The 24,222-nt window shown below is 54.0% G+C and carries 17 protein-coding genes; 8 read left to right on the forward strand and 9 right to left on the reverse strand.

Annotation, left to right across the window (positions count from 1 at the left end):
• Window positions 1-226 precede the first annotated feature (226 nt).
• Window positions 227-1,819 (forward strand): MFS transporter, encoded by a 1,593-nt coding sequence (locus MFFC18_RS16850; RefSeq protein WP_202907588.1) that lies wholly within the window; start codon window positions 227-229, stop codon window positions 1,817-1,819.
• A 57-nt stretch (window positions 1,820-1,876) separates the two neighbouring features.
• Here the strand turns inward: MFFC18_RS16850 and tilS are convergent, their stop codons facing one another.
• Complete coding sequence (tilS, locus tag MFFC18_RS16855; RefSeq protein ID WP_075086206.1) at window positions 1,877-2,872, reverse strand: tRNA lysidine(34) synthetase TilS; 996 nt, start codon at window positions 2,870-2,872, stop codon at window positions 1,877-1,879.
• 653 nt (window positions 2,873-3,525) lie between these two features.
• On the opposite strand from tilS, the gene rny reads away from it, so the two are divergent.
• From rny to MFFC18_RS16880, 5 genes are all read left to right on the forward strand, one after another.
• The gene (rny, locus tag MFFC18_RS16860) at window positions 3,526-5,064 is read left to right on the forward strand and encodes a ribonuclease Y (RefSeq protein ID WP_075086205.1); all 1,539 of its coding nucleotides are present in this window, start codon (window positions 3,526-3,528) and stop codon (window positions 5,062-5,064) included.
• A 128-nt stretch (window positions 5,065-5,192) separates the two neighbouring features.
• Complete coding sequence (locus MFFC18_RS16865; protein ID WP_075086204.1) at window positions 5,193-6,008, forward strand: TIGR00282 family metallophosphoesterase; 816 nt, start codon at window positions 5,193-5,195, stop codon at window positions 6,006-6,008.
• A 226-nt stretch (window positions 6,009-6,234) separates the two neighbouring features.
• Window positions 6,235-6,900 (forward strand): hypothetical protein, encoded by a 666-nt coding sequence (locus MFFC18_RS16870; protein ID WP_075086202.1) that lies wholly within the window; start codon window positions 6,235-6,237, stop codon window positions 6,898-6,900.
• Between the two features lie 174 nt (window positions 6,901-7,074).
• Window positions 7,075-8,565 (forward strand): tetratricopeptide repeat protein, encoded by a 1,491-nt coding sequence (locus tag MFFC18_RS16875; protein WP_075086201.1) that lies wholly within the window; start codon window positions 7,075-7,077, stop codon window positions 8,563-8,565.
• Between the two features lie 39 nt (window positions 8,566-8,604).
• Window positions 8,605-9,588: an oxidoreductase family protein gene (locus MFFC18_RS16880; RefSeq protein ID WP_244949100.1), complete on the forward strand. Its 984-nt coding sequence runs from the start codon at window positions 8,605-8,607 to the stop codon at window positions 9,586-9,588.
• A gap of 4 nt (window positions 9,589-9,592) precedes the next feature.
• On the opposite strand, the gene purN is transcribed toward MFFC18_RS16880, so the two are convergent.
• From purN to MFFC18_RS16915, 7 genes are all read right to left on the reverse strand, one after another.
• Window positions 9,593-10,213, reverse strand: coding sequence for a phosphoribosylglycinamide formyltransferase (gene purN / locus MFFC18_RS16885; protein WP_075086199.1), 621 nt, complete (start codon window positions 10,211-10,213; stop codon window positions 9,593-9,595).
• A complete protein-coding gene (gene ileS, locus MFFC18_RS16890; protein ID WP_075086198.1) occupies window positions 10,213-13,680 on the reverse strand; it encodes an isoleucine--tRNA ligase in 3,468 nt (1,155 codons plus the stop codon). Before ileS ends, purN begins: the two co-directional genes overlap by 1 nt.
• A 304-nt stretch (window positions 13,681-13,984) precedes the next feature.
• A complete protein-coding gene (locus MFFC18_RS16895) occupies window positions 13,985-14,326 on the reverse strand; it encodes a tRNA-binding protein (protein ID WP_075086197.1) in 342 nt (113 codons plus the stop codon).
• A 175-nt stretch (window positions 14,327-14,501) separates the two neighbouring features.
• A complete protein-coding gene (locus MFFC18_RS25300) occupies window positions 14,502-14,936 on the reverse strand; it encodes a hypothetical protein (RefSeq protein WP_075086196.1) in 435 nt (144 codons plus the stop codon).
• A gap of 164 nt (window positions 14,937-15,100) precedes the next feature.
• The gene (gene argJ, locus MFFC18_RS16905; RefSeq protein WP_075086195.1) at window positions 15,101-16,282 is read right to left on the reverse strand and encodes a bifunctional glutamate N-acetyltransferase/amino-acid acetyltransferase ArgJ; all 1,182 of its coding nucleotides are present in this window, start codon (window positions 16,280-16,282) and stop codon (window positions 15,101-15,103) included.
• 120 nt (window positions 16,283-16,402) lie between these two features.
• Window positions 16,403-17,422 (reverse strand): N-acetyl-gamma-glutamyl-phosphate reductase, encoded by a 1,020-nt coding sequence (gene argC, locus MFFC18_RS16910; protein ID WP_075086194.1) that lies wholly within the window; start codon window positions 17,420-17,422, stop codon window positions 16,403-16,405.
• Window positions 17,423-17,431: 9 nt separating this feature from the next.
• Entirely contained in the window at window positions 17,432-20,029 is a 2,598-nt protein-coding gene (locus tag MFFC18_RS16915; protein ID WP_075086193.1) for a protein kinase domain-containing protein, read from the reverse strand.
• Between the two features lie 305 nt (window positions 20,030-20,334).
• Here MFFC18_RS16915 and MFFC18_RS16920 point away from each other — a divergent pair, with 305 nt between their 5' ends.
• Window positions 20,335-20,748 carry a hypothetical protein gene (locus MFFC18_RS16920; protein WP_075086192.1) on the forward strand — a complete coding sequence of 138 codons (414 nt, stop codon included), beginning with the start codon at window positions 20,335-20,337 and terminating at the stop codon, window positions 20,746-20,748.
• A gap of 37 nt (window positions 20,749-20,785) precedes the next feature.
• Here MFFC18_RS16920 and MFFC18_RS16925 read toward each other — a convergent pair whose 3' ends face one another.
• Entirely contained in the window at window positions 20,786-22,819 is a 2,034-nt protein-coding gene (locus tag MFFC18_RS16925; RefSeq protein WP_075086191.1) for a vWA domain-containing protein, read from the reverse strand.
• A 152-nt stretch (window positions 22,820-22,971) separates the two neighbouring features.
• Between MFFC18_RS16925 and MFFC18_RS16930 the strand changes: the two genes are divergently transcribed.
• The gene (locus MFFC18_RS16930; protein WP_148618945.1) at window positions 22,972-24,174 is read left to right on the forward strand and encodes a hypothetical protein; all 1,203 of its coding nucleotides are present in this window, start codon (window positions 22,972-22,974) and stop codon (window positions 24,172-24,174) included.
• The last annotated feature ends 48 nt before the right edge of the window (window positions 24,175-24,222 follow it).

Below are 24,222 nucleotides of genomic sequence, written 5' to 3' on the forward strand. Positions count from 1 at the left end.
GCTGCCTGGTCAGGTTCATTATGCCAAGCTCTAAAGTTTGACGCTTCGAGGGCGGATTTTGTACGCGACGCGTTAAAATAGGTCGAACAAATCGACTGTTCAGCCAAAGGAAAAGACAAAGCTCAATCTTTCCGAACCAGTGATGGAAAATTGTCCGCAGCTCAACTATTCTGGTGCGGTATTGTCCACACGATTCTATCGGTTTTTGCCAACCCACGGAAAATTCATGAGCACCGCCACCTCCATTTCAGAGAGCGAACAACGTCCAAGCCAGTTGATGTTTTGGGGCTGTTGGATCGCACTGATCACGACCGCCTTCGCGTTCATTTCACGATCATTTATGATCAACACGGCCTCCATGTGGCCCGCCGACTTTGGCATCGACAAAGTTCAGGCTCAGGAACTTTTTGGAGCCGGCATCTGGCCGTTTGCGATCAGCATCATTCTCTTCAGTCTGATCATTGACAAAATCGGCTATCGCATCGCGATGGTTTTCAGCTTTGTTTGCTACGCCGCTTATGCCGCCTTGGCACTGATGGCTTACAGCACAGTAAAAGCCGACGGGCTTTCGGGTGAAGAACTTCTCGCCGCACAGAAAAGTGGCCTGAATCTTCTCACCATCGGTTCGATCATCCTCGGTTTGGGCAATGGAACTGTGGAAGCCTTTATCAACCCGGTGGTCGCCACGATGTACTCGAAAGAGAAAACGAAATGGCTGAACATCCTTCACGCGGGTTGGCCTGGCGGACTCGTCCTTGGTGGTTTGATCACGCTTGGACTGGGCAGCTACGCCGAAGCCGACTGGCGTCTGTTGATCTACATTATCGCCATCCCGGCAGTTATTTACCTGGTCATGCTGATCGGAGCCAAGTTTCCTGTCAGCGAACGTGTTGCCGGCGGTGCAACTTACAAGGAAATGCTTGCTGAGTTCGGAGTCATTGGCGCGGCCATCGCTGCCTTCATGATCTTCCGCGAGATCGGAAACGTATTCGCTCTCAATGACTACGTCGTGTACGGTCTGATTCTCGCCGCGGTTGTCGCATACGGAATTTACTGTCAGTCACTTGGCCGTCCGTTGATGATCTTCCTTTGCCTGATCATGATGCCACTGGCAACAACGGAATTGGGAACAGACGGTGCAATTGGCGGTCTGATGGAGAAGCCTATGGAAGCCCTCGGCGGCAACGCTTTGTGGGTTCTGATTTACACTTCTTTGATCATGATGATTTTGCGATTCTTTGCTGGTCCCGTCATTAAAGCACTCACCCCGCTCGGGTTGCTCGCCGCGTGTTCTGCATTGGCGATCGTCGGACTTTACTCGCTCTCGATGACAACAACAGCACTGGCAATTTTTGCCGCGGCGACTTTGTACGGTGTTGCCAAGACCTACTTTTGGCCAACGATGCTGGGCGTGGTTGCCGAGCAGTTCCCGAAAGGCGGAGCATTGACGCTGAACGCCATCGCTGGAATCGGCATGCTGACCGTTGGTATTATCGGCGGTCCCATGATCGGAAAAATGCAGGAAGATTCGGCGATCGCCGCTTTGAACGAGCAGCATTCGGCGGTTGTCAGCAAGGTAGAAAAGGAAAACACATGGTTCCTTGGAGAGTACAAGGCCGTCGATGCGAACAGCGTTAGCGAACTTGAGAACTCGGAAGAAGTTCAGCAAACCATTGACGCGGCCAAGCAAGGTGCACTCGCCAAAATGTGCGTGTTCCCATTCATCATGTTGGTCTGCTACCTGATCCTGATCGGATACTTCAAATCAAAGGGCGGCTATAAACCAGCAACTCTCGATGGAAAACCGGCGGCTCACTAGCTTGGGCAAACTTGCAGATTGATCAGACGCAGCAATCAAATTTGGTTGCTGCGTTTTTTATTGGCTCAGTCGAATTGTGCCGTCAACTTTCTCACAGCCAATCGCTCCCGGGAGCTGGAACAGCGGCACATTCGATTGGTCCAAAACCAGTTGTGCCAATCGATCGAGCTCGCGAAAGCCAAGCTGTGAAATCGGCCATGATTGATGGCGGAAGATTTGCATGAACAGTTCTCGAAGCAGAACCGCAGGGCACCGCTCTAGCTGCTGGCAATCGATCTCCGCACTGTCCGCGTGGAGCGTCACGGCCTTGAACAGCCCCAAGGTCTGATCGACCAGGAAAGCATGCTGTTCGGCGGCCTGATTCGCTAATCGCACTACCGAATCATCGACCGATCCGAAACGCTCGCGTAGCATCGGAAAAACGTCGTTGCGAATGAAGTTTCGACTGTACTCAGAATTCTGATTCGTGGCGTCCGTTCGCCACGGCTGATTCCACGATCGCAGCGCCTGCTCAAGTTCGTCTCTGCTAACTTCCAACATCGGCCGCACGATCGTGAGAGATTCATCGACAACTCGAAAGGGTGGGATCCCAGCCAGGCCCCTAACTCCGGTGCCGCGAAAGAGCCGAAACAACACAGTTTCGACTTGATCGTCGCGATGGTGAGCCGTCGCAATGTAGCGACAGTTGGTCTTGCGCGCCGTTCGGACCAAAAACTCGTAGCGCTGATTCCTCAGTTCACTTTCTCCGCTCGCACCGCAATCAGGGTCCGCATGCCCGCAGCAAAACTTCAAACCCAGCTGATCGGTAAGCTGCCTTACGAAATCAGCGTCACCATCAGATTCCGCCCCGCGCAGGCCGTGATTAAAATGGGCCACGACCAGCGAACCAGGGCTGGGGGCGTTTGCCAATCCGATTGCATGCAGTGCTCTCAACAATGCCACACTGTCCGCTCCGCCAGAAACTGCAACGAGCACGTTGAACTGAAGCCATCGCTCACATGGCCAGGCGATCTGAATCTGTTCAATCATTCGAGTCCTGTGATTGTCTGTCATTGATTGGAGTGGGGAAAACCTCTATAGGAAACGACAATTCACGAAGCGATTGGTTCTGGCCGCTGGAAAACGGTATGGGAAACAATTGAGTTTTATGGACGTTATGCTACTATGGAATTTGACAGGAGTGGTCCTTTGGGACGATACCTGTCACTATCGACGACACTGCGGTGCACTCCGTGAGTCGGTTGAAATCAAAAAACGTAGTTGGTAACCCCAACTTTCATTGGCCCCCTTTTCGGCAAAACAAGCATGGATTTAGTTCGTATGTTGTTGAGCCTTGTTCTTGGGCTGTTTCCGCAATTGTTGCATTTGACTGCCATTCCCTTGGCGACCGTTCCGCGATCAGGTTCGAGACAGCAACTGCGAGATTACGCCATTGGCCATGACAGGTTGGGTTGGTATCGAGTCACCCTTGAGGTCCGCATTTCTGGCTGGCCTACGCTGCGAGTCATCGCAATTTCCGATTGGAGTCAATTCAGACCCGGAAAACGAGGGAAGACCCAGGATAATAGACACCGTCAAATAACCGCCAATGGTCAGAAGCGAGGTTGCCCTTCTGACGCTCCTTCGGACGACCAACGGCGTCGCTAGTTACGCGAAAGATTTCTCCGGTCCATGGGCACCGTTCCAACAGTTTGGAGCAGGGAGCTATGGATTATTTCTGGTTCACAATTGGATTCCTGGTCGCCGCTGTCGCTGGCGTTGCCTGGACGCTGCTTGCGCCCGGCGGAGCTCGAAACCGCTCGAAAGCCATTCTCGATGACGCCGATCGGCAGTCGAAAAACATGCTCAAGGAGGCCGATGTCACCATTCGCCAGATGGAGCTGGAGAAGCAGAAGGAACTGGAAAAGGAGCTGAAACACTCTCGCGACGAATTGCACCAGAGAGAGCGAAAGCTGGACAAACTTGATTCGACGCTGGAACAGAAATCAATTGATCTGAACAAGCAGGAAGCCATCGTTGCGGCGTCGCAAAGTCGATTGAAGATCAAGCTGGAGCAAATCGCACAGCATGAAAATGACATCATTGAAGTGCTGGAGAAACAACGCAAGAAGCTGCACGAAGTCACAGGGCTGAGCAAGGAGGACGCTTCGACGCGACTTTTGAAACTGCTCGAAGACGAACTTGCTGACGAAGTCGGAGGCAGGATTCTCCGGCACGAAAAACAGATGGAGGAGATCTGCCAGCAAAAGTCGCGTGACATTCTGACAATGACGATGCAACGGCTTGCTTCGGACCACACGGCGAATCTGACGACCAGCACGATCGACATCCCCAACGATGAAATGAAAGGCCGCATCATCGGACGCGAAGGCCGTAACATTCGGGCCTTTGAGCAGGAAACGGGCATCGATGTAATCATCGACGATACGCCTGGCGTGGTGATCATCAGCGGATTTGATCCGGTCCGCCGCGAGGTCGCGAAATTATCGCTGGAGAAGCTGATCGGGGACGGACGGATTCACCCAACCAGAATCGAAGAGGTGACGCGGGAAACTCAAGCGGAGATCGACCAGATCATCTTGCAAAAGGGACGCGAAGCGCTTGAGGAAGTCAACATCCACGGTATCAATGATCGCATCATCGAAATGCTCGGGCGACTGCACTACCGGACCAGCTACAGCCAAAACGTTTTGCGGCACAGCATCGAAGTCGCTTTCCTGTCCGGCATGCTGGCAGAGATGATGGGCCTGGATGCGGATCTGGCTCGGCGAGCAGGGTTGCTGCACGATATCGGCAAAGCTGCAGACCATGAGATCGAAGGCGGACATCCGAAAGTCGGCGCCGACATGCTGAAGCGGGCAGGGGAGTCACCAGAAGTCGTTCACGCCGCGCTCGGACACCACGACCAGATACTCGTTGAACATCCGTATACGGTGATCGTCGCGACGGCCGATGCCTGCAGTGCGTCGCGGCCGGGAGCACGCCGGGAGTCGCTTGATCGATACGTGAAACGGATGGAAGAGCTGGAGTCTTTGGCAATCGAATTCAATGGCGTTCGCCGAGCCTACGCGGTTCAGGCCGGTCGAGAGGTCCGCGTTGTGGTCGCTTCGAAGGACGTGTCGGACGAAAAAGCAGCCAAGATCTGCCGCGACATTGCTCACGCCTATCAGGAACAACTCTCGTTTCCCGGCGAGATCAAAGTCGTCGTGATCCGCGAATCGCGTTTTACCGAGTTGGCGAAATAGCTCGAACTGTGAAGCCTGTTTCGCTCTGACGATCACGCGTTCCATGAATCGATAGCTGCGGTTACGATGTTCGCTTCTCCCACCCCACACTCATTCCACCTCGCACCGGTGGCAACTGAAAGCTTGTAATGCGTATCCTGTTTCTCGGCGACATCGTAGGAAAACCTGGCGTCGATTTGGTTTGTGAAACCATCCCCGCGTGGCGGCGTGAGTCTTCGATCGACATCGTGATCGCCAATGCGGAAAACGCTGACAAGGGATCAGGTATTTCGCCCTCGATTTACAAACGGCTCTGCAAAGCCGAGATCGATTGCATCACGCTTGGCGATCATATCTATCGGAAGAAAGACATCATCGACACGCTTGTGACGCGTGACAATATCGTAAAGCCCTGCAATTATCCTGCGGATGCTCCAGGAAAGAACTGGGTCGTGGTCAAGTCCGCGACAGGACGAAAAGTCGCCGTGTTCAGCGCGATGGGACGCGTGTTCATGAAGCCTGTCGATTGCCCGTTCACGGCAGTGGAAAGGACGCTGGCCGAGATCCCGGAAGATGTCAAAATTCGATTCTGCGACTTCCACGCCGAAGCCACCAGTGACAAGCAGCTAATGGGCCGATTTCTCGATGGCAAGGTTACCGCTGTTTGCGGAACCCATACTCACGTGACGACTGCGGATGAGCAGTTATTGCCTGGAGGCACGGCCTACATCAGCGATGTTGGCATGTCGGGACCACATGAAAGCATTCTTGGTCGTCGAATCGATCGGGTCATGGAAGCAACATTGACGTTCCGCCCGATTCCGTTTGACGTGGCAAAGGAAAACGTTCAGCTTTCTGGTGTCGTCATCGAAGTGGAGCCGAAAACAGGACGGTCCAGCGGAATCCGCCGTATCAAAATTACCGAAGCCGACGCCGATCGGTTGGCTGACGGCATGGATGAATAGCGCGTCACAGTCGTTCCGACCAACAGAGCGTCAAACTCCATTCTTTTTCTTCAGACGCGATCTGCGTCGTCAAAATCGCGATTTTCTGGACTCCACCGATCCACGGAATGGCCGCTGTCGAAATGGTGCTGCGACGCCATGTTTGCCAGCATATTCGACGTTGCGTACGTGGCTGCTTTCTTCTACGCTTCGCCGTCAAATCTGAAATCCAAGGTGGAACGACTCGATGCCGAAACTTCAATCCAACAACCTGTCTCGATGCTTTCTCGCGTGCGTGCTAGCCGCCTGTTTGCTGACAACGCCCGGTTGCGTCGGAGCCTTGGCGCAGTTGATTTACACCGTCAAGGGTCACGACGTCCAACCTGCTTACGAGGGGCTCAACGGAAAACGAGTTGCTGTAGTCTGCGTTAGCGATGCTTCGGCCTACGGACCCGATACGCTGACCTACACCGTCGAACAGGCCGTCGGGATTCTGCTTGCGAATGGACTCAAGGACGAAAGCCAAATCATTGCTCCGGCCAGAATTGAAAACTGGCGCGACAGCCATGGCTGGAACGAAACTGAATACGTGGAACTGGGAAAAGGCGTCGAAGCCGACATGGTCGTGGCCATCGAAATCGGTTCATACTCGCTGACAGAAGGATCCACTCTGTTCAAAGGTCGTTCAGACGTCACGGTGACGGTCTACGACATCGAAAAAGACGGACAAGTCCCATACAGCGCGACGCCGCAGCATTTCGTGTTCCCCAAACACGGTCGACCGGCAATCCAAACCAGCGAACGCGAATTTGAAGCGTTCTACCTGTCGCAGCTAACGACGATGATTGCGAACCACTTCATCGTACACGACAAACTGGAGTCGTTCGCTCGAGACGCGGCGACCATCCAGTAGCCAACGCATAGGGGCGACCGCCACGATTCCGCGTCGCCCTTTCTCAATCGCTACAACCGCGCAAACGCACTGGCCGGTGCCCATTCTCAGGTCGTCTTTCGACCTCTGTCGAACCAGGAAACTCGGAAAATCCTACGCTTTTCCGACCCAATTTCCTTTCGACCCGAGGGCTACATGTCATTCTATTTCGACATGCCAATTGAAGCGTTACAAGAATCTGTCCAGAACAACCCGTTGGAACTCGACCTTTGGCTGACGCTGATCCAAAAGGTTGCCGCCGAAGACTGTTGCGAAAATGCGCTGGAAGAAGTCTTCATTGCGGAGGACTTTTTCCCGGAAGACAGTGAACTTCAGGCAATCAAATCTCTATGTCTGATGTCGCTGGGAGAAACCCGCGAGGCTCACGATCTGCTGCAGCAGGCGTTGCGACGAAGCCCGGGCGATGACGTTCTATCGAGAGTCCTGGAGGAGTTTCTTCCAAACTTCGAAAACGTTTCGCAGGATCAAATCCTGAATCCATACGCAATTCGCGAACTGAGCAAGGCTGAGCCATTCGAAGTCGAGTTCATCGAACGGCTGAATTCAACCATCGATCTGATCGATGCGTTTAACCGGCATGAACACGATCCAGAAAATTTAATCGAACCGCTGGAACGGCACGTGAGGAATTTCCCGCGTGACATCAATACAAAACTCGATCTGGCCCGACTCTGCTACAACCTTGGCTATCATGAACGTGCCCGGGCGTGGTACGAGATTGTCATCCTGGAAGATCCGTTATGCGCTTCCGCCTATTTCGAACTCGCAACGATTGAACCGATTGCGGAACGAGCGATGGAGCTGTCCGAAAAAGGACTGGACCTGAGTCCACGATTTGAATGTGGCCGATTCAACTATGCCTGCTTGCTATTGAAACACGGTTTGCTTGCCGAAGGACGCAACGAGATGCTTCGAATTCCGGCTGACTCGACCTACTACGTTTCGGGGCTGGAAGCGATCGCGAATTCGCTGTCTGAAGAAGGCTCCTTTTTGGAAGCGATCAACTTTCAGGAGAAAGTCGTCGCACTCTCAGCTAACAACGCCGAAGCATGGAATTGCTACGGCCACTTTTTCGCTCAGCTTGGTGACTATGAGACCGCACTCGAACACTTCGATCGCGTCATCCAGATGGATAGTGAGCACATCGACGCGCTCCACAACCGTGCTCTGATGTTGGGAAAGCTTGGAAAGCACGAAAAAGCTGTCCACGTTCTGAAATATGCTTTGACGATCAAACCCGATAGTGAAGCGATGCTGGTCAATCTGGCTGTCGAACTGAGCCAGGCCGGGCGAATCGGAGAGGCAATCCGTCTGACGAATGAGTCGCTGACGCATTTCCCAACCCATGCCAGAATGTGGCTGAACTTGGGCAGCTTCCATTATCAACTGGGACAGTCGGATGCCGCGATTGAGTGCAGCCAAAAAGCTATCGAACTCGATCCGTCGAAAGAACTTGCCTGGTGGAATCTGGCCTGCGCCCATGCTCAGTTGGGCAATCGAAAAGAGTGCCTGTCGGCGTTGACGCACAGCATCGCTCGTCGGCCAGAGCTGGCTGAGCGGGTTTCGCTTGAAGAAGTTCTACAGCAGTTTGTCGACCAGCCTGAGTTCCAGGACCTGTTGAACTAAAAATGGCATCGTCGCTATGATGCTCTGATGAACTGCGAATTGCCAACCGATCAAATTGCCAAACTCTGCGGCGCCGAATCGGTTGAGATCGTCGAGTCGATTCAATCGCTCTGGAGCGGCTACGGAGAGATCGTTCGACTGCATCTGGTTCCGCAAAACGAAACCGTGGTAGTGAAGTTCGTTTCGCCACCCGAAGATCGGTCCCATAAGTACGGCTGGGAAAGCGATGTGTCACATCAACGCAAGCTGAGTTCATACGCGAACGAGCGGGCGTGGTACAACGGTGCCTCATCGGAATGTCGCGAACGCTGCCGCATGGCAAACCTGATCGCCAGCGAAGCGGTGGAGAATCGTTGGCTGTTTGTTCTGGAAGATCTCGACAAGGCCGGATTTCCCATTCGTAGCAGCGGCGTCAATGAGAGGCAGCTTAATTCCTGTCTGCGTTGGTTGGCGAATTTGCATGCTTCGTTTCTTTTCGACACGCGGATTCCCAACTCGCAAATCTCGGCCATCGAACATGGACTTTGGCCAACCGGCACCTATTGGCATCTGGACACGCGACCGGATGAGTACGATTCGATGCCCGGTGGTGTTTTGAAAAACTCAGCTGCTTCGATCGATCAGAAATTGAACTCCGCCAGGTTTCAAACCATCGTTCACGGCGATGCGAAATTGGCGAACTTCTGCTTTTCCGAATCTGACGACGTTGCGGTGGTCGATTTTCAGTACGTCGGTGGCGGGTGCGGTATGAAGGATTTCGCCTATTTCATCAGCAGCTGTTTCTCGGACTCGGAATGTGAATCGCAAGAATCTGATTTACTGCAAACGTATTTTGACTATCTGAGTTTGGCGGTCGACGACAAAAGTCTGTTTGACGCGATCGAAGAAGAGTGGCGTTCACTTTATGCGTTTGCGTGGGCCGACTTTCATCGCTTTCTTGCGGGCTGGTCGCCAGGACACTGGAAAATTCACCGTTACAGCAAACGGCTAACAGAACAGGCACTTGCCCAGTTGCAAAATTAACGTATTAACGCACCGAAACAATGCGACCGGCAACAGATACGTCGCCATTTGCGATTCGGTTGATGACGCTGGGCAGCAATTCACATTCGGCCGCAAAAACCCGTGCTGCAAGCGACTTTACGTCGTCTCCGCTTTCCACCGGCACCGAAGCCTGGGCGATGATCGGGCCATGATCGTAGTCGTCGTCAACGAAGTGCACCGTGCATCCGGTTAGCTTACAGCCATAGTCCAAGACGCCTTGATGAACACGAGACCCATAGTTGCCTTTGCCGCAAAACGCCGGAATCAGGCTGGGGTGAATGTTGATGATCCGGTTTTCAAAATCGTCAGGAATGGAAAGCTGTCGCAGAAAGCCACCCATCACGATCAGTTCGGCGCCGCTGGCTCGCAGTGCATCGAAAATCGCTTCGCTGAACGAATGCCGACCGTCAAACTCCTTGTGAGAGATGACTTTTGAGTCAATCGATGCCTCACGTGCGAAATTGAGTCCCTTTGCGTCAGGGTTATTGGAAACGACCAACGCAATCTCGGCATCGAGCGAACCTGCATCGATTCGCACAATGAGATTTTTCAGCGTGGTGCCGCCGCCAGAAATCAGAACTGCGATTTTGATCGGTCGCGGCATCAGGATTTTGCCACTGCGAGACCCAGTTTCACAATGACTTCCCCAATCGATTTTTCGACGAAATCCGATCCTGCGTCGGCGAGAGATTTCACTTCCAGCGTCTCCGCCAAAGTCTCACCGCAGAGGTAATCACGGTTCTCCTCGATCGCCTTTTTGAAATCATCGTCGTCGGTGCAGATCACCAAAGCAATCCGATCAGTTCGCTCGTAATCGTTTGCTTTGCGTTGATCCTGAACCAGACGCACAAGATCGCGAGCCATACCAGCCCGAATCAGATCAGGCGTAAGCTCGGTCGCCAGCACGACCACCACGCCAGCACCCTGTGCCGCCGCCCAGCCTTCTTTGGCTTGCAAACGAACTTCGACATCGTCGTTGGTCAGCTCGATCGATTCGCCCTCGACGTCAATCGAAGCCTTGCCGTCGGCCGTCAAAGCAGCCAACATCTCACCGCCATCTGCTTCACCAAACGCCTTTTTTACTTTCGGCATCAGCCTGCCGACCCGCGGGCCAAGTGCCTTGAAGTTCGGCACGACCTGATAGGTCACGTATTCGTCCGCGTCGAGTGTAAACGTCACGTCACGTACGTTCAGCTCGGTCTTCAAAAGCTCCGCATGCTGCTCCAACCAGGCTTGATCCTGATCAGAAGTCAGCACCACCGTCACGCCCGACAGCGGCTGACGCACTTTCAATTTCGCATTCATCCGGGCCGACAAACCAAGCGACGCAATCTGCCGCAGTAGTTCCATGCGGCGCGAAAGGTCTTCGTCGTAGAGCGAATCGTCGGCAACAGGATAGTCACACAAGTGAACGCTCAGCGGAACTTCGGCACCTTTGTCACGGAACGACTGAGTCAAATTCTGCCAAATGGTTTCCGTGATGAAAGGCACAAATGGAGCATTCAATTTGGCCAGCGCCGCCAGACATTCGTACAGCGTCCAATACGCATCCAGCTTGTTCGGATCCTTCGTGTCCTTGGCCCAAAAACGGTCACGGCTGCGACGCACGTACCAGTTACTCAACACGTCGACGAAATGATTCAACGAACGAGCGGCTCCGTAGTTGTCGTAAGCGTCCATCGCGCTGGTGACTTCAGCGATCGTACGATTCAGCTCGCTGATGATCCAACGATCAAGCTCACTACGTTCACCGACGGGTCGAAACCCTTCGCCGGAAGCCAGGTCTTCATGTCCGAGTTCGCCCGGCGAAGTCACGGACGATGGATCAAAGCCATCGATGCCGGCGTAGAGCGTGAAGAAACTGTACACGTTCCACATCCGCAGCAGGAATTCGGGAATGCTTTCCTTGATCGCCCGTTCGCTGTAGATGATTGACGTCCACGGCGGTTGATTGGCGAAGAAATACCAACGCAACGCGTCCGCACCGTAAAGGTCGAAGATCTCGTTCGGCGGACGATAGTTCCGCAGTCGCTTCGACATTTTTTCGGTTTTGCGAACGACTTTTGAGCCGCAATCTTCGCACTTTTTCGCGTCTGAACTATGACGTTTTCCGCACTTCACACATACGCTGCCTTCGGCCAACATCAAGCCGAGCACGATGCAGTTTTTGAATGGATGTGGGAAATCGACTTTGGCTTCACTGCCTTCGTCGTCACCAAACAGCAGAGAACTGATTGCCAATTGCGAGTAAAACCAGCCGCGAGTTTGGTCGAGAGCTTCACTAATGAAGTCGGCCGGGAACTGAGATTCGAATTCCTCTTTCCCCTGATGCGGATATCCCCACTGAGCAAACGGCATCGCGCCGCTGTCGTACCAGCAGTCGATGACTTCGGTCACACGCTTCATCCGTGCACCGTCTTCGAAGGGCGAATCGTAAGTCACCGCATCGATGTAGGGCTTGTGAACTTTGAGGTCCTCGACCAGTTCAGGATTGGCAGCTTTCGCGGACTCCCAAACTTCTGTTCCGCTCAAGCCAGGCTTTTGCAGCAGTTCATCATAGGAGCCAACCGCATCGTAACGACCGGTGGATTCGCATTTCCAGATCGGCAACGGCGTGCCCCAGTAACGTTCGCGCGACAACGCCCAGTCGACGTTGCTTTCGAGAAAGTTTCCGAAGCGACCGTCCTTGATGTGGTCCGGCATCCAGTTGATTTCCTGGTTGTTGGCCAGCATCGTGTCTTTGTACTGTGTCGTGCGGATGAACCAACTGCGACGCGGATACTGAATCAACGGATCGTCATCGGCTCGCCAGCAGAACGGATACTCGTGCTCGTACTGCTCCTGCAAGTACAGCGAGCCGGCATCCTTGAGCGCTCGCAAGATCGGCTTGTCCGCTTCCTTGACCCACATACCTTCGAAGTCAGGAACCTGTTCATTGAATTTTCCATTGGGAAGGATCGGGCAGATCAGCTCCGGGCCTTCGCCAGGCTCAAAGCGATCCAACTCCGCCATCAACAGTTCATAGTCGACTTCACCGAAAGCCGGAGCCTCATGCACGGCGCCGGTTCCGCTGTCGGTCGTCACGAAATCGGCTTGAGTGATCCGCCAACATTTATGCTGAGTTCCGCCATCGACCAACTTACCGGTCTGGTCGCCCATGGACTTGTAGAAGTAGTCAAACGGAGGGCGATAACGCTCGCCGATCAACTCCGAACCTTTCATCGTCGATTTGATTTCGAGTTCGCGTTTGAGCTTACCCGCGATCGTTTCGACGAGGTCTTTGGCGAAGATCAGATTCTGATCGAGTTCGGCGTCGTAGACGAGAGCGTATTCGATATCGTCCTTTACTGCAGCGAACTGGTTCGAAGGCAGTGTCCACGGAGTCGTCGTCCAAACCAGCAGCGAGGTGTTGGGAAATTTCTCTTCGTCGAGCATCGGAAAGCGGACATAAACGCTCGGGTCGCGAACGGTTTTATAGCCCTGACCGACTTCGCCACTGGAAAGCGCGGTTCCGCCCTGAGCCCACCACCAGATGATTTTGTGGCCTTCGTAGAGCAAGTTGCGATCGAAGAGATTCTTCAGCGACCACCAAACGGATTCAACGTAGCTCTGGTGATACGTGACGTAGGCCTCATCGAGCTTGACCCAGAAACCGAGCCGCTGAGTCAGCTCTTCCCACTGCTGCATGTACTGCCACACGGACTGTTGGCACTTTTGGATAAAGGGCTCCACTCCGTAGTCTTCGATCTCTTCTTTCGCGTGGATGCCGAGCTCTTTACAGACTTCGACTTCCACCGGCAGACCGTGGGTGTCCCAACCGGCTTTGCGTTCGCAGTAGAAGCCTTTCATCGTCTTGTAACGAGGAAACAGGTCCTTGATCGCGCGCGTCAAACAGTGACCCGGGTGGGGCTTGCCGTTGGCGGTCGGCGGGCCTTCGAAGAAGACGTATTTCGGGCCGCCTTTTCGTCGCTCCAGCGACTTTTGATAGATGTCGTTTTCGTTCCAGAAGTCGAGCGTTTTGACTTCGTTTTCAGGAAAGCTGAATTTGGAGGTATCGCCTTGCGAGGACATGCGCGTATCGCAATTTTGGGGTGCAAAATCAAACCGCTAAATATCCCTCAGCCGTGACCGAATCACAACCCCGCGTTCGAAGTCACAGGTTCGGGGAGAAAGCGATGACAGATCAGACAACCGTCATCGATACAGGTTCAGGACCGCAGAAGGATGGGGGAAGCAGCAGAATGCCGATGCGACCCAAACGCCGGCCTAATTACGCGACACCGGGATGGTACAAGGCGCGGTACAAACGAACGGGTGAACGCAAACGAACAGGGGAACGCGAACCGCGGTGGCATATTTTCGTTTGTTTCGTCCATCATCCTACCCGGGTTCCGTTTTTCACCACTCCATCCGGCCGTAGCAAAGTAATTATTTTTCCTTCTATTCCACCCAGAACGAGGCATTCACTCATCATATTGGCAATCTGTTTCGGAGGGAAATTAACCACTGCGACCACCTGCCGACCAACGAGTTCCTCTGGCGAATATTTATCCGTGATCTGGGCGGAGGTTTTACGCTGCCCCAGTTCACCAAAATCAAATAGGAGTCGGTAGCTGGGGTTCCTCGCCTCCGGAAAAGGTTCAGCGGACACGACGGTGCCGACGCGCATCTCAACGCGTTCGAATTCAGCCCAGCTTAGTGGTTTTTTGGTAGTCATTGTTTAAAAGATTGAAGTAGGATGCCCAAAAAGTAGAGCGCAAAACAGCCGACGACTTCAACAAGCGTAACGCCCAAAAGATCAGCATACTTACCGGTAGAGACCGTCAGCCACTCCGGGGCCGCAAGGAATGCAATCATTGTGGCCAGAAGCCAACGCTACCGGCAGAGAAACGCTACTTCTTGCGAGGCGCTTTCCGTTTGGCTTTCTTCGCAGGCGCGGCTTTTTTGACGGGTGCTTTTTTGGCGGCAGCAGCCTTTTCAGCTTTGGATTTCTTGGCGTCCGCCGCTTTCTTGGCGGCAGCTTTTTTCGCAGCTGCTGCTTTCTGAGCCGCACCGGCGGAATCAGGAGCTTTCTTTTTCGCCCGAGTCGGATCGGTCAGATGGCCGAAGTTCTCGTCGAATTCTTTGCCATACTTGTCGTCTTCGAGATCGTACTCTCCTTCGATCTCCTCTTCGAAATCGTCGTCAAACTCTTCATCGAAATCCTCCTCCTTGAACTCGTCAACGATGTCGAGATCGAGACCGTCATCGACGACGGTAGCCTGAATCTCTTCGCCCGAAACGAGATTGTCGTCAGAAGAGGCTGCTTGTTCTTTTTTGTCTACCATTCGAACCAGAATTCAGTCGTATGAGAGTTTGGAGCTGTCGATTGAGGCGATGAAAAGAAATCACCCATCTATGTGAATCGCCTCCGGAGCTTAAATAGAGTAGGCATGGGAGGCGGATTGTCAAGGTTCACAATATGTGATTGCCGATTGTAACGATTCTGCTGTCAAGTCGTGTAGAGGGAGTTGAACTTCACATAAGCTTCGTTGAGGTCGCTAGTCCAATGACTGGCCTCACCAGGCCCTGAACCGATCCGGATTTCGATCAAAGTCTCAAATTCGTCGCTCATCGATTGGCTGAGCTGTTTCTCGTCGAAAGCCAGCGGCTGGCCTTTCTCAAATATGGAACACCCATTGATCGCAAGACACAGATGCTCCGGCTTGAACGTCACCGACGTCAAACCGGCGGCCGATGTGATTCGGCCCCAGTTTGGATCCGCACCCGCGATGGCTGTTTTGACCAGATTGCTCATCGCGACCGAGCGGCAGATCGTGTCGGCGTCCTGATCATTTTCCGCGCCCGACACTTTTATTGAGATCAAGTGCGACGCGCCTTCTCCGTCAGCCGGAATCTGAGTCGCCAGCTCAACGCACAACTCCGTCAGGTTCTCGGTAAACGCCTGGATCGCTTTCCAGTGTTTCATCGGAGCCGGAGATTGTCCGTTCGCCATCAGAACCAGCGAATCGTTGGTGCTGGTATGTCCTTCGACGCTGATGCAGTTGAAGCTCTGATCGGCAACACGTTTCAAAATGTCCTGAGCCACCGGAGGAGTCAGCGATGCGTCCGTGACGACGATCCCTAACATCGTGGCCATGTTCGGGCCGATCATGCCGGCGCCTTTGGCCATTCCGGCCAGCCGAATGGTTTCGCCTTCGAATTCGAAACTTCGAAACGCCGTCTTGGTACCCTTGTCCGTCGTGAGAATCGCTTCGCTGGCGGACTCAAAATCTTGCGATCCCGCGCCAAGTTCGCGACTGGCCTGAACGATGCCTTTGGAGACACAATCCATCGGCAACTGATGACCGATCACTCCGGTCGACATGATGCAGACCTGACCGGATGTGCACTCGACAGCACCAGCCGTTTGAAATGCCATCTGCTGATTGTTTCGAAAGCCTTCTTCGCCGGTGCATGCGTTGGCGTTTCCAGAATTGACGACGATGGCTGAAAGATGGTCAGTCGGCGTGATTTGTCGATTCCAGTCGATCGACGCGGCACGAACCACGTTTTGCGTATAGACCCCGGCAGCAACTGCGGGGACATCGGACGTGATTAACGCAATGTCTTTCTTGCCCGACGCCTTGATGCCGCATGCGACGCCGGAAAATTTGAAGCCTGAAGGAAGCATCTTGGTCGATCAGTGAAAGTTGAAAAAACGGAAAACCGATGTCGGCCTCGAGGTGGCTCTGAAATGGATCGATGGCTCCACCGAATTGCACGCCACCGGAAAATTTAATGCATCGCCGAACTAAAGAAGCCCCAGCGTTTCCTCAAATCCGTGCATTACGTTGAAGTTCTGCACGGCCGCGCCGGAGGCCCCTTTTATCATGTTATCGAGGGCACTGACAATGATCGTCGTTCCACGGCAGGATCTTACGGTAATGTCGCAAAAGTTCGTGCCGGAGACGTCTTTCGTGGACGGAATCTGACTGGTCACCCGAACAAATGGCTCGTGGCGATAATACTCGTTGAGGCAGTCCATTAGCTGATCTTCCTCAATTCCATCGCAGCGTTGCAGGTAAATGGTCGACAGGATACCGCGATCCATCGGAACAAGGTGAGGCGTAAAAACAGCCTCCGTTTCGGAACCGCAAAATCGATTCAGAATCTGGTCGATCTCGGGCATGTGCCGATGCGTGCCAACTCCGTAAGCGGTGATCGATTCGTTACATTCGGGAAAGTGAAACTTGAGATTCGCTTTACGGCCCGCCCCGGAAACGCCTGTCTTTGAGTCCACGATCAGAGGGCTGCTTTGAACGAGTCCGTTCTTGAACAGCGGAGCCAATGGCAGAATCGCGGAACTTGGGAAGCAGCCGGGATTGGCGACCAGTTTGGACGTTTTGATCTGCTCACGAAACAGCTCGGGAATCCCATAAGCCACGCTGCCGATCCTGGCCGCGTCCGGATGCTCAACACCGTACCAGGTTTCAAACGAAGCCACATCGTTGAGTCGATAGTCGGCACTGAAGTCGATGACTTTCAGATTGGCGTCCAACAATTGCCCGACCACTGCGGCCGATGCCGCGTGAGGCAAACAGCAGAACACGCAATCGACTCCCTCGGGAAACCGATCCATTTCCAAATGCTCAAACCGCAAGTCCAGACGATCGCGCAGTGACGTATGCACGTCCGAAAGATGCGGATGGCTTTCGTCGCGAGACGTGATCCTTGTGATCTGGACGTTCGGGTGGCGCAACAGCAGCTTGATTAGCTCCAGAGCCGTGTATCCGGTTGCCCCGACGATGCCTACATTGATTTTGTCTGTCATTGCCGCTGACTACTCTTTTTCCGTCTCTTCGATTTCCACCGTGGTCGCCAACACAATCCGGTGCTGGTCGTCGAGAGCATACATCAACGTGACCGGAATGTCTTTCTCCAACAGCTGCGGAACGACATGTTCGTAATAAGGAGTCAGTTCGGCCTGATCGGTGGCTTTCGTCGCAGCACTCCGATAGGCCCGTTTCTCATCGGACTTCAAATTGCTGGCCTGAGCCAACCTTGATTTTTCCTGTTCCTGCTTTGCCCGCTGGCGAATCTGGGCCGCGAGCTGCGGAAACGCCGTGGGATCCTCCAACACGATTCCTGGCTGAGCGGGCGAAGCCTGAATCACCAACGCGGCTTGCAGGATCAGCTGCTTTCGAATGTCCGCGATCACGTCGAGCGACAAAAATCGATCGGCGTCTTCGTGAAAGTACATCCGGGCAGGAGCGTTGGGAGTGATTACAGCGGGATCCAACAGGGCTTTCTGTCGATAGTTTTTCGAATCCAGGCGGTCGAAATCCATCGGCCCAAGCGTGGCTGAAATTGCAACCGGATTTGGCATGTGGGGAATCTCGAACTCAAGTTTTACGCTGCCCACTTTTTTGCCAAAACGAAAACCTTCGATCCTGACCGGTTTACGCAAGGCCAGCCAATGAGAGTGTTTGGCCGTCGAAAGTTTGACAAGGCAGTTGCGAATAAAGTTCGCGGGTTCGACTTCGGCTGCGGCAGGAAGCCAGTTGAATCGAAGCTCGTTGGGCGTTTTCTGCAGTTTCGCAAACACGACCGGCTCGGATCTCTTTTTCTTCTTGTAGCCGATCTCCCAGGTCTGCCGGTCATCGGTCGATCGGTTCAGGACAAACATCGGTTGGCTTTTGTGTGCCATCGGCGACAACAACAGCTCGGCGCCCAGCAAGTGCTTCTTCTCAAGGACCAACTTGCCCAACGAAACCTGCTCGGCACTCGCAATCTCCGGAAGGTCAACGGTCTTTGGAAAACTCTCGAACGGATCAGCACCCGGCTGCAGAACTTGCTCCACATCTACCGACGTCTTTTTGTTCTCGATCGTAAACGCTTTGGACGTCGTCGACGTTCCCTCTGACTCGGGCTCACTCTTCTGATCCGCCAATATTGACGGCTCGGTTCCTACGTTCTGCACAACTTCAATCGGCACGGCTTTCGTTTCCGTGGCCGGTTTATTGAACGTCGCATCTGTCGCCAGTCCGCCGGATCCTGAAAGCGGACCCTTGCGATCACGAAAATCAGGCGAATCGCTTTGGCTTGGAGAGTTGGATTTGAGATTGGAGGCGGGTTTGGAGTTGCTTCGGGAACTTTCTGATTTCCGCGAACCGGCAGAACTGGCTTCGGGCCTCGAATCGGAAACCGAGGCCGAAACTTTTTTCGCTTTGCTATCGTCTGCAGGAACGTCCGCCACAGCAACGCCAGTCGGGCTGGCTACCAGACGCGATGCAGCCAAAACGGTCCCGCCGATCAGCAGCAGAGCGATGAACGAGCTTGCGCAAATCAGTGCGACGGGATTTCGTCGAGCGATTGACGTCAAGAAGCCATCTGAGCCAGCATCCGACGGCACAGGCTTATTCGAAACAGGCTTACTCGAAACACCACTGCCAGAAAGTTTAGTCGGCGGCAAACCCACATCGGCACTGGGTCCGGCATCAGAATTACCATCAAGCGAACCCTTCGCCTCCAACGAATCCGCATTCGACGAAGCGAGATTCAGCCCGTTTGTGACGCGCTGCGCAGCGGTCTCCCGAACGATCTGTTCAAACTTCGACAACGAAGCTTCTGAATCCGTAACGATGTCGCCGATGGCCGATTGTAGCGAGACATAGCCCGCACTTTCGCGATCAGCGTCATCTACCGCGACCATCATGGTTGCCGCGATGGCCTTAAGAGTCGTCAGGTCATCGTTCGCCACGGCAGGATTCTCTGCCAACGCATTCTGAACTGCGAACTGGGTCAAGCCGCGTATCTGAGGTTCGCCATTGGGCTTGATAACAACGGTCTTCCCCGAAAGGCCGCCATGCACGACGCCTTTCTTGTGGGCAAACTTCAACCCTCGCAGACATCCTGCCAGGATCGCAGCGACCGAATCGAACTTCAGCGGTGCCTGGTCGCGAAGAAAGTCTTCCAGCAACGCGCCGCCGGGAGCTTCAGAAACCAGATAGATTCGATTGCGTTCTTCGTCGATATCGTAAACGTGAACGAGGTTGGGGTGATCGATTTCCGCGAGCTTGCTGCCGAAGGCAAACACTTTCTTTCTGGCTTCGGGCGTTCCGCAGACGCTTGCCGGCAAGTACTGAATCGAGACGGCTCGAGAAAGTTGACGATGGACGGCGGCGAAGCGATCTCCAAACTCAGCCTTGGTCATCCGCTCAGTCAGCAGATAGTTCCCCAGCGTGAGCCGGTTGGCGCCTTTGGCGAGCATTTTGGCTTGCCAGTTCGTCGCCAGTTTTTTGCGAATCAGATCGCGGGCCAAATCCTTCGAACCGACATCGGGATCGATGCTGTCCAGCCACTTGTCGAGAGCTTCCTTTCCGAGCACGCCACATTTGGCGACGCACTGGAGAAAATGTTCCCGGTCAACAACGCTCATAAATTGGCCCCTGAATTCTGTGCCACGAAGGAAGGAAGTGGTGCCAGAGAGAGGAACAGCTGCAGACTTACCATTTACTCGACCCAACAGAATTCATTCTGGCATTGGCTCTCCGATTTTTCAAGGTTTCGAATTTACCAGACCAGGGATACGCCAGGCCACGTTCAGCCGTTCGGTTCAGGGCGTTCACTCATTGCCAACCATATTGCCCGAAGTCCGCGGGCAACTACGATAGCCAGCGGGAGAGCAGAATGATCGGGACACTCGACATCCTGCTCGGGGTAACGTTTTTTGGATTGTTGTAGATGATTTTGCGCGCTGTTCTGGCTACTTTTCTGTCGCCAGCCTTGTTGTTGGCATTCGTAATGTTTTTTTTGGTTTCGGGGCCGACTGTTTGCGCCCAAGAGTCTGGCGGGCTGATTTTGCAGGAGGAGCAGGATCCATCGCTCGGCAGCAACCAGCCGATCCCCTTTCCGGGCCAGTCGGGCCAATCGGACGACGGAGACTTTCTGAACGCGGCTGATGAAAGTGCGGAATCGTCAGCACTACCGACGAATGTGGCGCATCAGGAAACGAAGGCTCAACAGCAAATTGTCATGCGGACTCTACAGACGATTGGCGGCATGCTGCTGGTCGGCGCCGCTCTGATCATCGCGATCCTTGCCTTCAACAATCGCAAAGACCAATTTGGAAACTCCAGGCGATCCAACCGCAGATAGGCGGGGCATCGCACAACCCACCAGTCGTTGAGACTACCTACAGCCGCGGCACAGGACGACGTTCTTTGGGATCACGATTCATCATCGGACGACGCTCGAATCCCCTGTCGTTGTTGCCGTTGTTCATACCCGGCTCGCGCGGCTTCGGCGGCTCGGTATAAGCCTGTCGCCACTCCCAGCCGATCGGAACTCGCAACTCTTTTTCAGCGATCAAGGCCCAAGGAGTCCCCGGATGATCCTTGACGACGCGCGTGAGATACATCTTTGCTTTCTCAGCAAGCTGAGCATCACGGCTTCCGGTTTCGACTTTGTTGGACGGCCGCAGCACCCAAGTATTGTTTTGAGGCGTCTTGTCGTCCTTGGGCGGATCAAACTTCAGCGACGTTTTGACCAACGCCAACATCTCGTTGTAAGTACTGGCTCGTAACTTGGCCGCGATCGCACGCCCAACCGCCAAGTCGTAACCGGCTTGCCAGCGAGCTTCTTCTTCTTTCTCGCGATCGACTTCACCCGCCTTTAAAGTTCGCATCAGGTTATCGAGGGCTGGCGAAACGAACGCCGCGTCCTGCTGTGCTTCACTGACCGAACGCACAAACGTGCCTTCATCGAGTCGTGGAAATCGCAATCGTGGCGAACGAAGCGGTTGACCCGTGCGAGTAAACTCAGCAGCCTGCACCAACGCCATGCGGGCCCGGTTTTCGACCAAAGTTCTGTTGTAAGTTTGTACCGAAACGTAGCTGGGCTGGTAGCGACGCATGATTTCCGGGTCGAAAAAGTAAGTCAATTTTGAGGCGTAGTTTCGAACTTCGCCCCAGCGAACCCGACGTGTTCCCGTCCGGTTCGGGTGGACAGCAAAGTACAATCCGCCTGTTTCGTAGCACAATCGAGTCAGATAAAACGGTCCGAAGCCAGAATCGATTTGCTCGAGGTCTTCTCCGCCGTTCACGAATCCAAGTCGCAATCTCTCTGGGCGAGGCGTTTCGGCGCCCTGGTCCACAATCGCGGTTTGCGGAGTCTGGTCGTACTCGGGATCCGGATCAACCCATTTGACTTCCGTTTCCTCGCGGCCAAACGGAGCTGGAACGCCGATTGAATAAACACTGACTCTTGCGTTGACACAATAGCGAACCGCCTGGTCGGTCAGGTGAACATCGTCGCCAGCTTCATCGGTGACCAAAATCACCATCACGTTCCGTTCAGGCTTGCCTGTCCGCGGAACCACACGGGCCATCGAGCGATATTTTTTGGCAACGGTCATGACGGACTGCATGACGTTTTCTTTTCCCGAGTCATCACGCTGAACTGACGCTACGGCCTTGCGAAGTTTTTCCAGCTCCCAGGTCGGGTCGGGCAGCAGGGGAGAAACCGTTTGGCCAAACTGATAGATGTCGGTGAGCAAAGGAGGATTGAAATCGCGATCCTGCACGACGGATTGGTCCAGTTCCTGAAACCGTGCAAGCTGTTGATAAACTCGGTCGAACTGTTTCGCGATCTGTTTCCGCTGAGCCCGCAAGCTCGCTGACTGATCGAACATCCAAACCACCATCAGGTCGCCCTCGGCCATTCGGTCCCGGATGACTTCGGCGATTCGATCGATCGCACCGCTGGTATGTTTGAGTGATCTACCGGCGACGCCGCGAACTGAAACAGCTTCCAGCGCAGGCGCTGTTGAGCTGACTTCGGACGTGTACTCAGCCGCGAAGATTTCTCCGGTCTCAAAGTCCGGACTTTCGACCGCAGTTGTTTCGTCGGATACAAACTCCAGCATCGGAGTCGCGGCGGCTTCAGCGTTTAATTCGTCTTCGGATTCAGCGCCAAGCTCTTCGATTTCAGTCTCGAAGATATCGAGCTCTTCCGGAATCAGTTCATCCATCTCGATGACTTCTTCGGTATCGGCATTGATCGCGCCGATGATTCGCGTTGCGGCTTCGGGCACCAGAACTTTGGCCAGCAACAGGATCAAGCCAAGATGAAAGACCAGGCTGATCATCCAAAACGGCACGTCGGTGTCCAACGGCGTCTCGTACCGACCTGTTTTGATTTGCCACCAACGCTTGATGCTGTTGAGCATATGTTTACCAAAGAAAAACCCCTGATTCCCTTCTTACAGTCTAGCACTCATACGAAAGCTCGCCAAATTTCGCGAAAAGGTTTTCTTTGCCGCTCGGCCGTAATTCACTAGAATTGAGCCTGATGCGGGCATATTTTTCCTGAGAGCCAACCATGAACACGTTTAATTTCCCAAACTGTCACTTTCGATTTCGACGCATGACTTCGGTCGCCTTTGTGCTCGGAGCGTTGATTATTTTGGCTTTCGCATCCGACAGTTTTGCTCAGCGTCGCGGTTCCGTGTTTGAAAACATGGACAACAAACCGAAACCGACGCCCGGTCAACCAAATTCCAATCCGAACATGCGGCCCGGCGTCACACCCAACGGGGCTCCGAACCGGCAGCAGCAAAACGCGGAACCTGACGAGTTTGCTCCGCAAGTTGTAACGATGACGGTCAAGGACGAAGGCATCCAGCTGGTCGCGACCTGGTTTCCGCCGATCGTTGAAGATGAGAAGAAGAAAAAGAAGAAGCCCGCGAGCAGTGTGGCTCAGAACGAAATCGACGAAGAGCCCGGAAAGTCAACGGCTCCGTTTATCCTGGTCCATGACTGGACGCGAAATCGCAGCGACATGCTTGCGCTGGCTTTGTTCCTGCAATCAAAAGGTCATGGAGTCATCGTTCCCGACCTGCGTGGTCATGGAGAAAGCCGCCGCGTCGCGGGCACGACAAAACTTTTGGACCATACGAAGTTCCGCAAAAGAGAAGAGGCATCCGCTGTGGCGGACATCGATCAGTGCAAACGTTTTCTGCAAGAGAAGAACAATGAAGGCATCGTCAATATCGACTTGCTGAACATCGTCGCCGTCGGAGACTCTTCGCATCTCGCTGTCGCCTGGGCCATCGCGGATTGGTCGTGGGAACCTGTTGCGGGGATCAAGCAAGGTAAAGACGTCAAGTCGATGATCCTGTTCTCCCCGTCGAAGAAATTTGCGGGCTCGATGTTGAGGAAGCTGGTCAAGGAGCCGCTGATTTCGGGCAAATTGGCAACTCCATTGCCGTTGCTGGTCGTTTGGGGAGGCCAGTCGGACGTGGATAAGGACTGCGGGGATTTCGTCGAACTGCTACGCAAGCATCGCCCGGAAGCACCCGAGGGCGATGACCTGGCAAGCCGCTGGATGAATCAGAATCTGTTCGATCTGAAGGCCCCGACGGCGATGAGCGGCGTTGAACTCGCTGGCAGCCCGAACGCGAAACAGATCTGGGCTTTCGCGAACGACTTTGTTTCCCAGAAAGTTCTGACTTTCAAGGATCAGTTCCCGTGGCAAATCCGCGGCGCCGATGCTGTCCTGAAAGCCCGGGAAGCACAGGATTAGTCGCTGGGAATCGAAACGCTGAAACGTTGGCGTTCCCTCAATCAGTCG

The sequence above is a fragment of the Mariniblastus fucicola genome (genome assembly GCF_008087665.1).
Lineage (GTDB): Bacteria > Planctomycetota > Planctomycetia > Pirellulales > Pirellulaceae > Mariniblastus > Mariniblastus fucicola.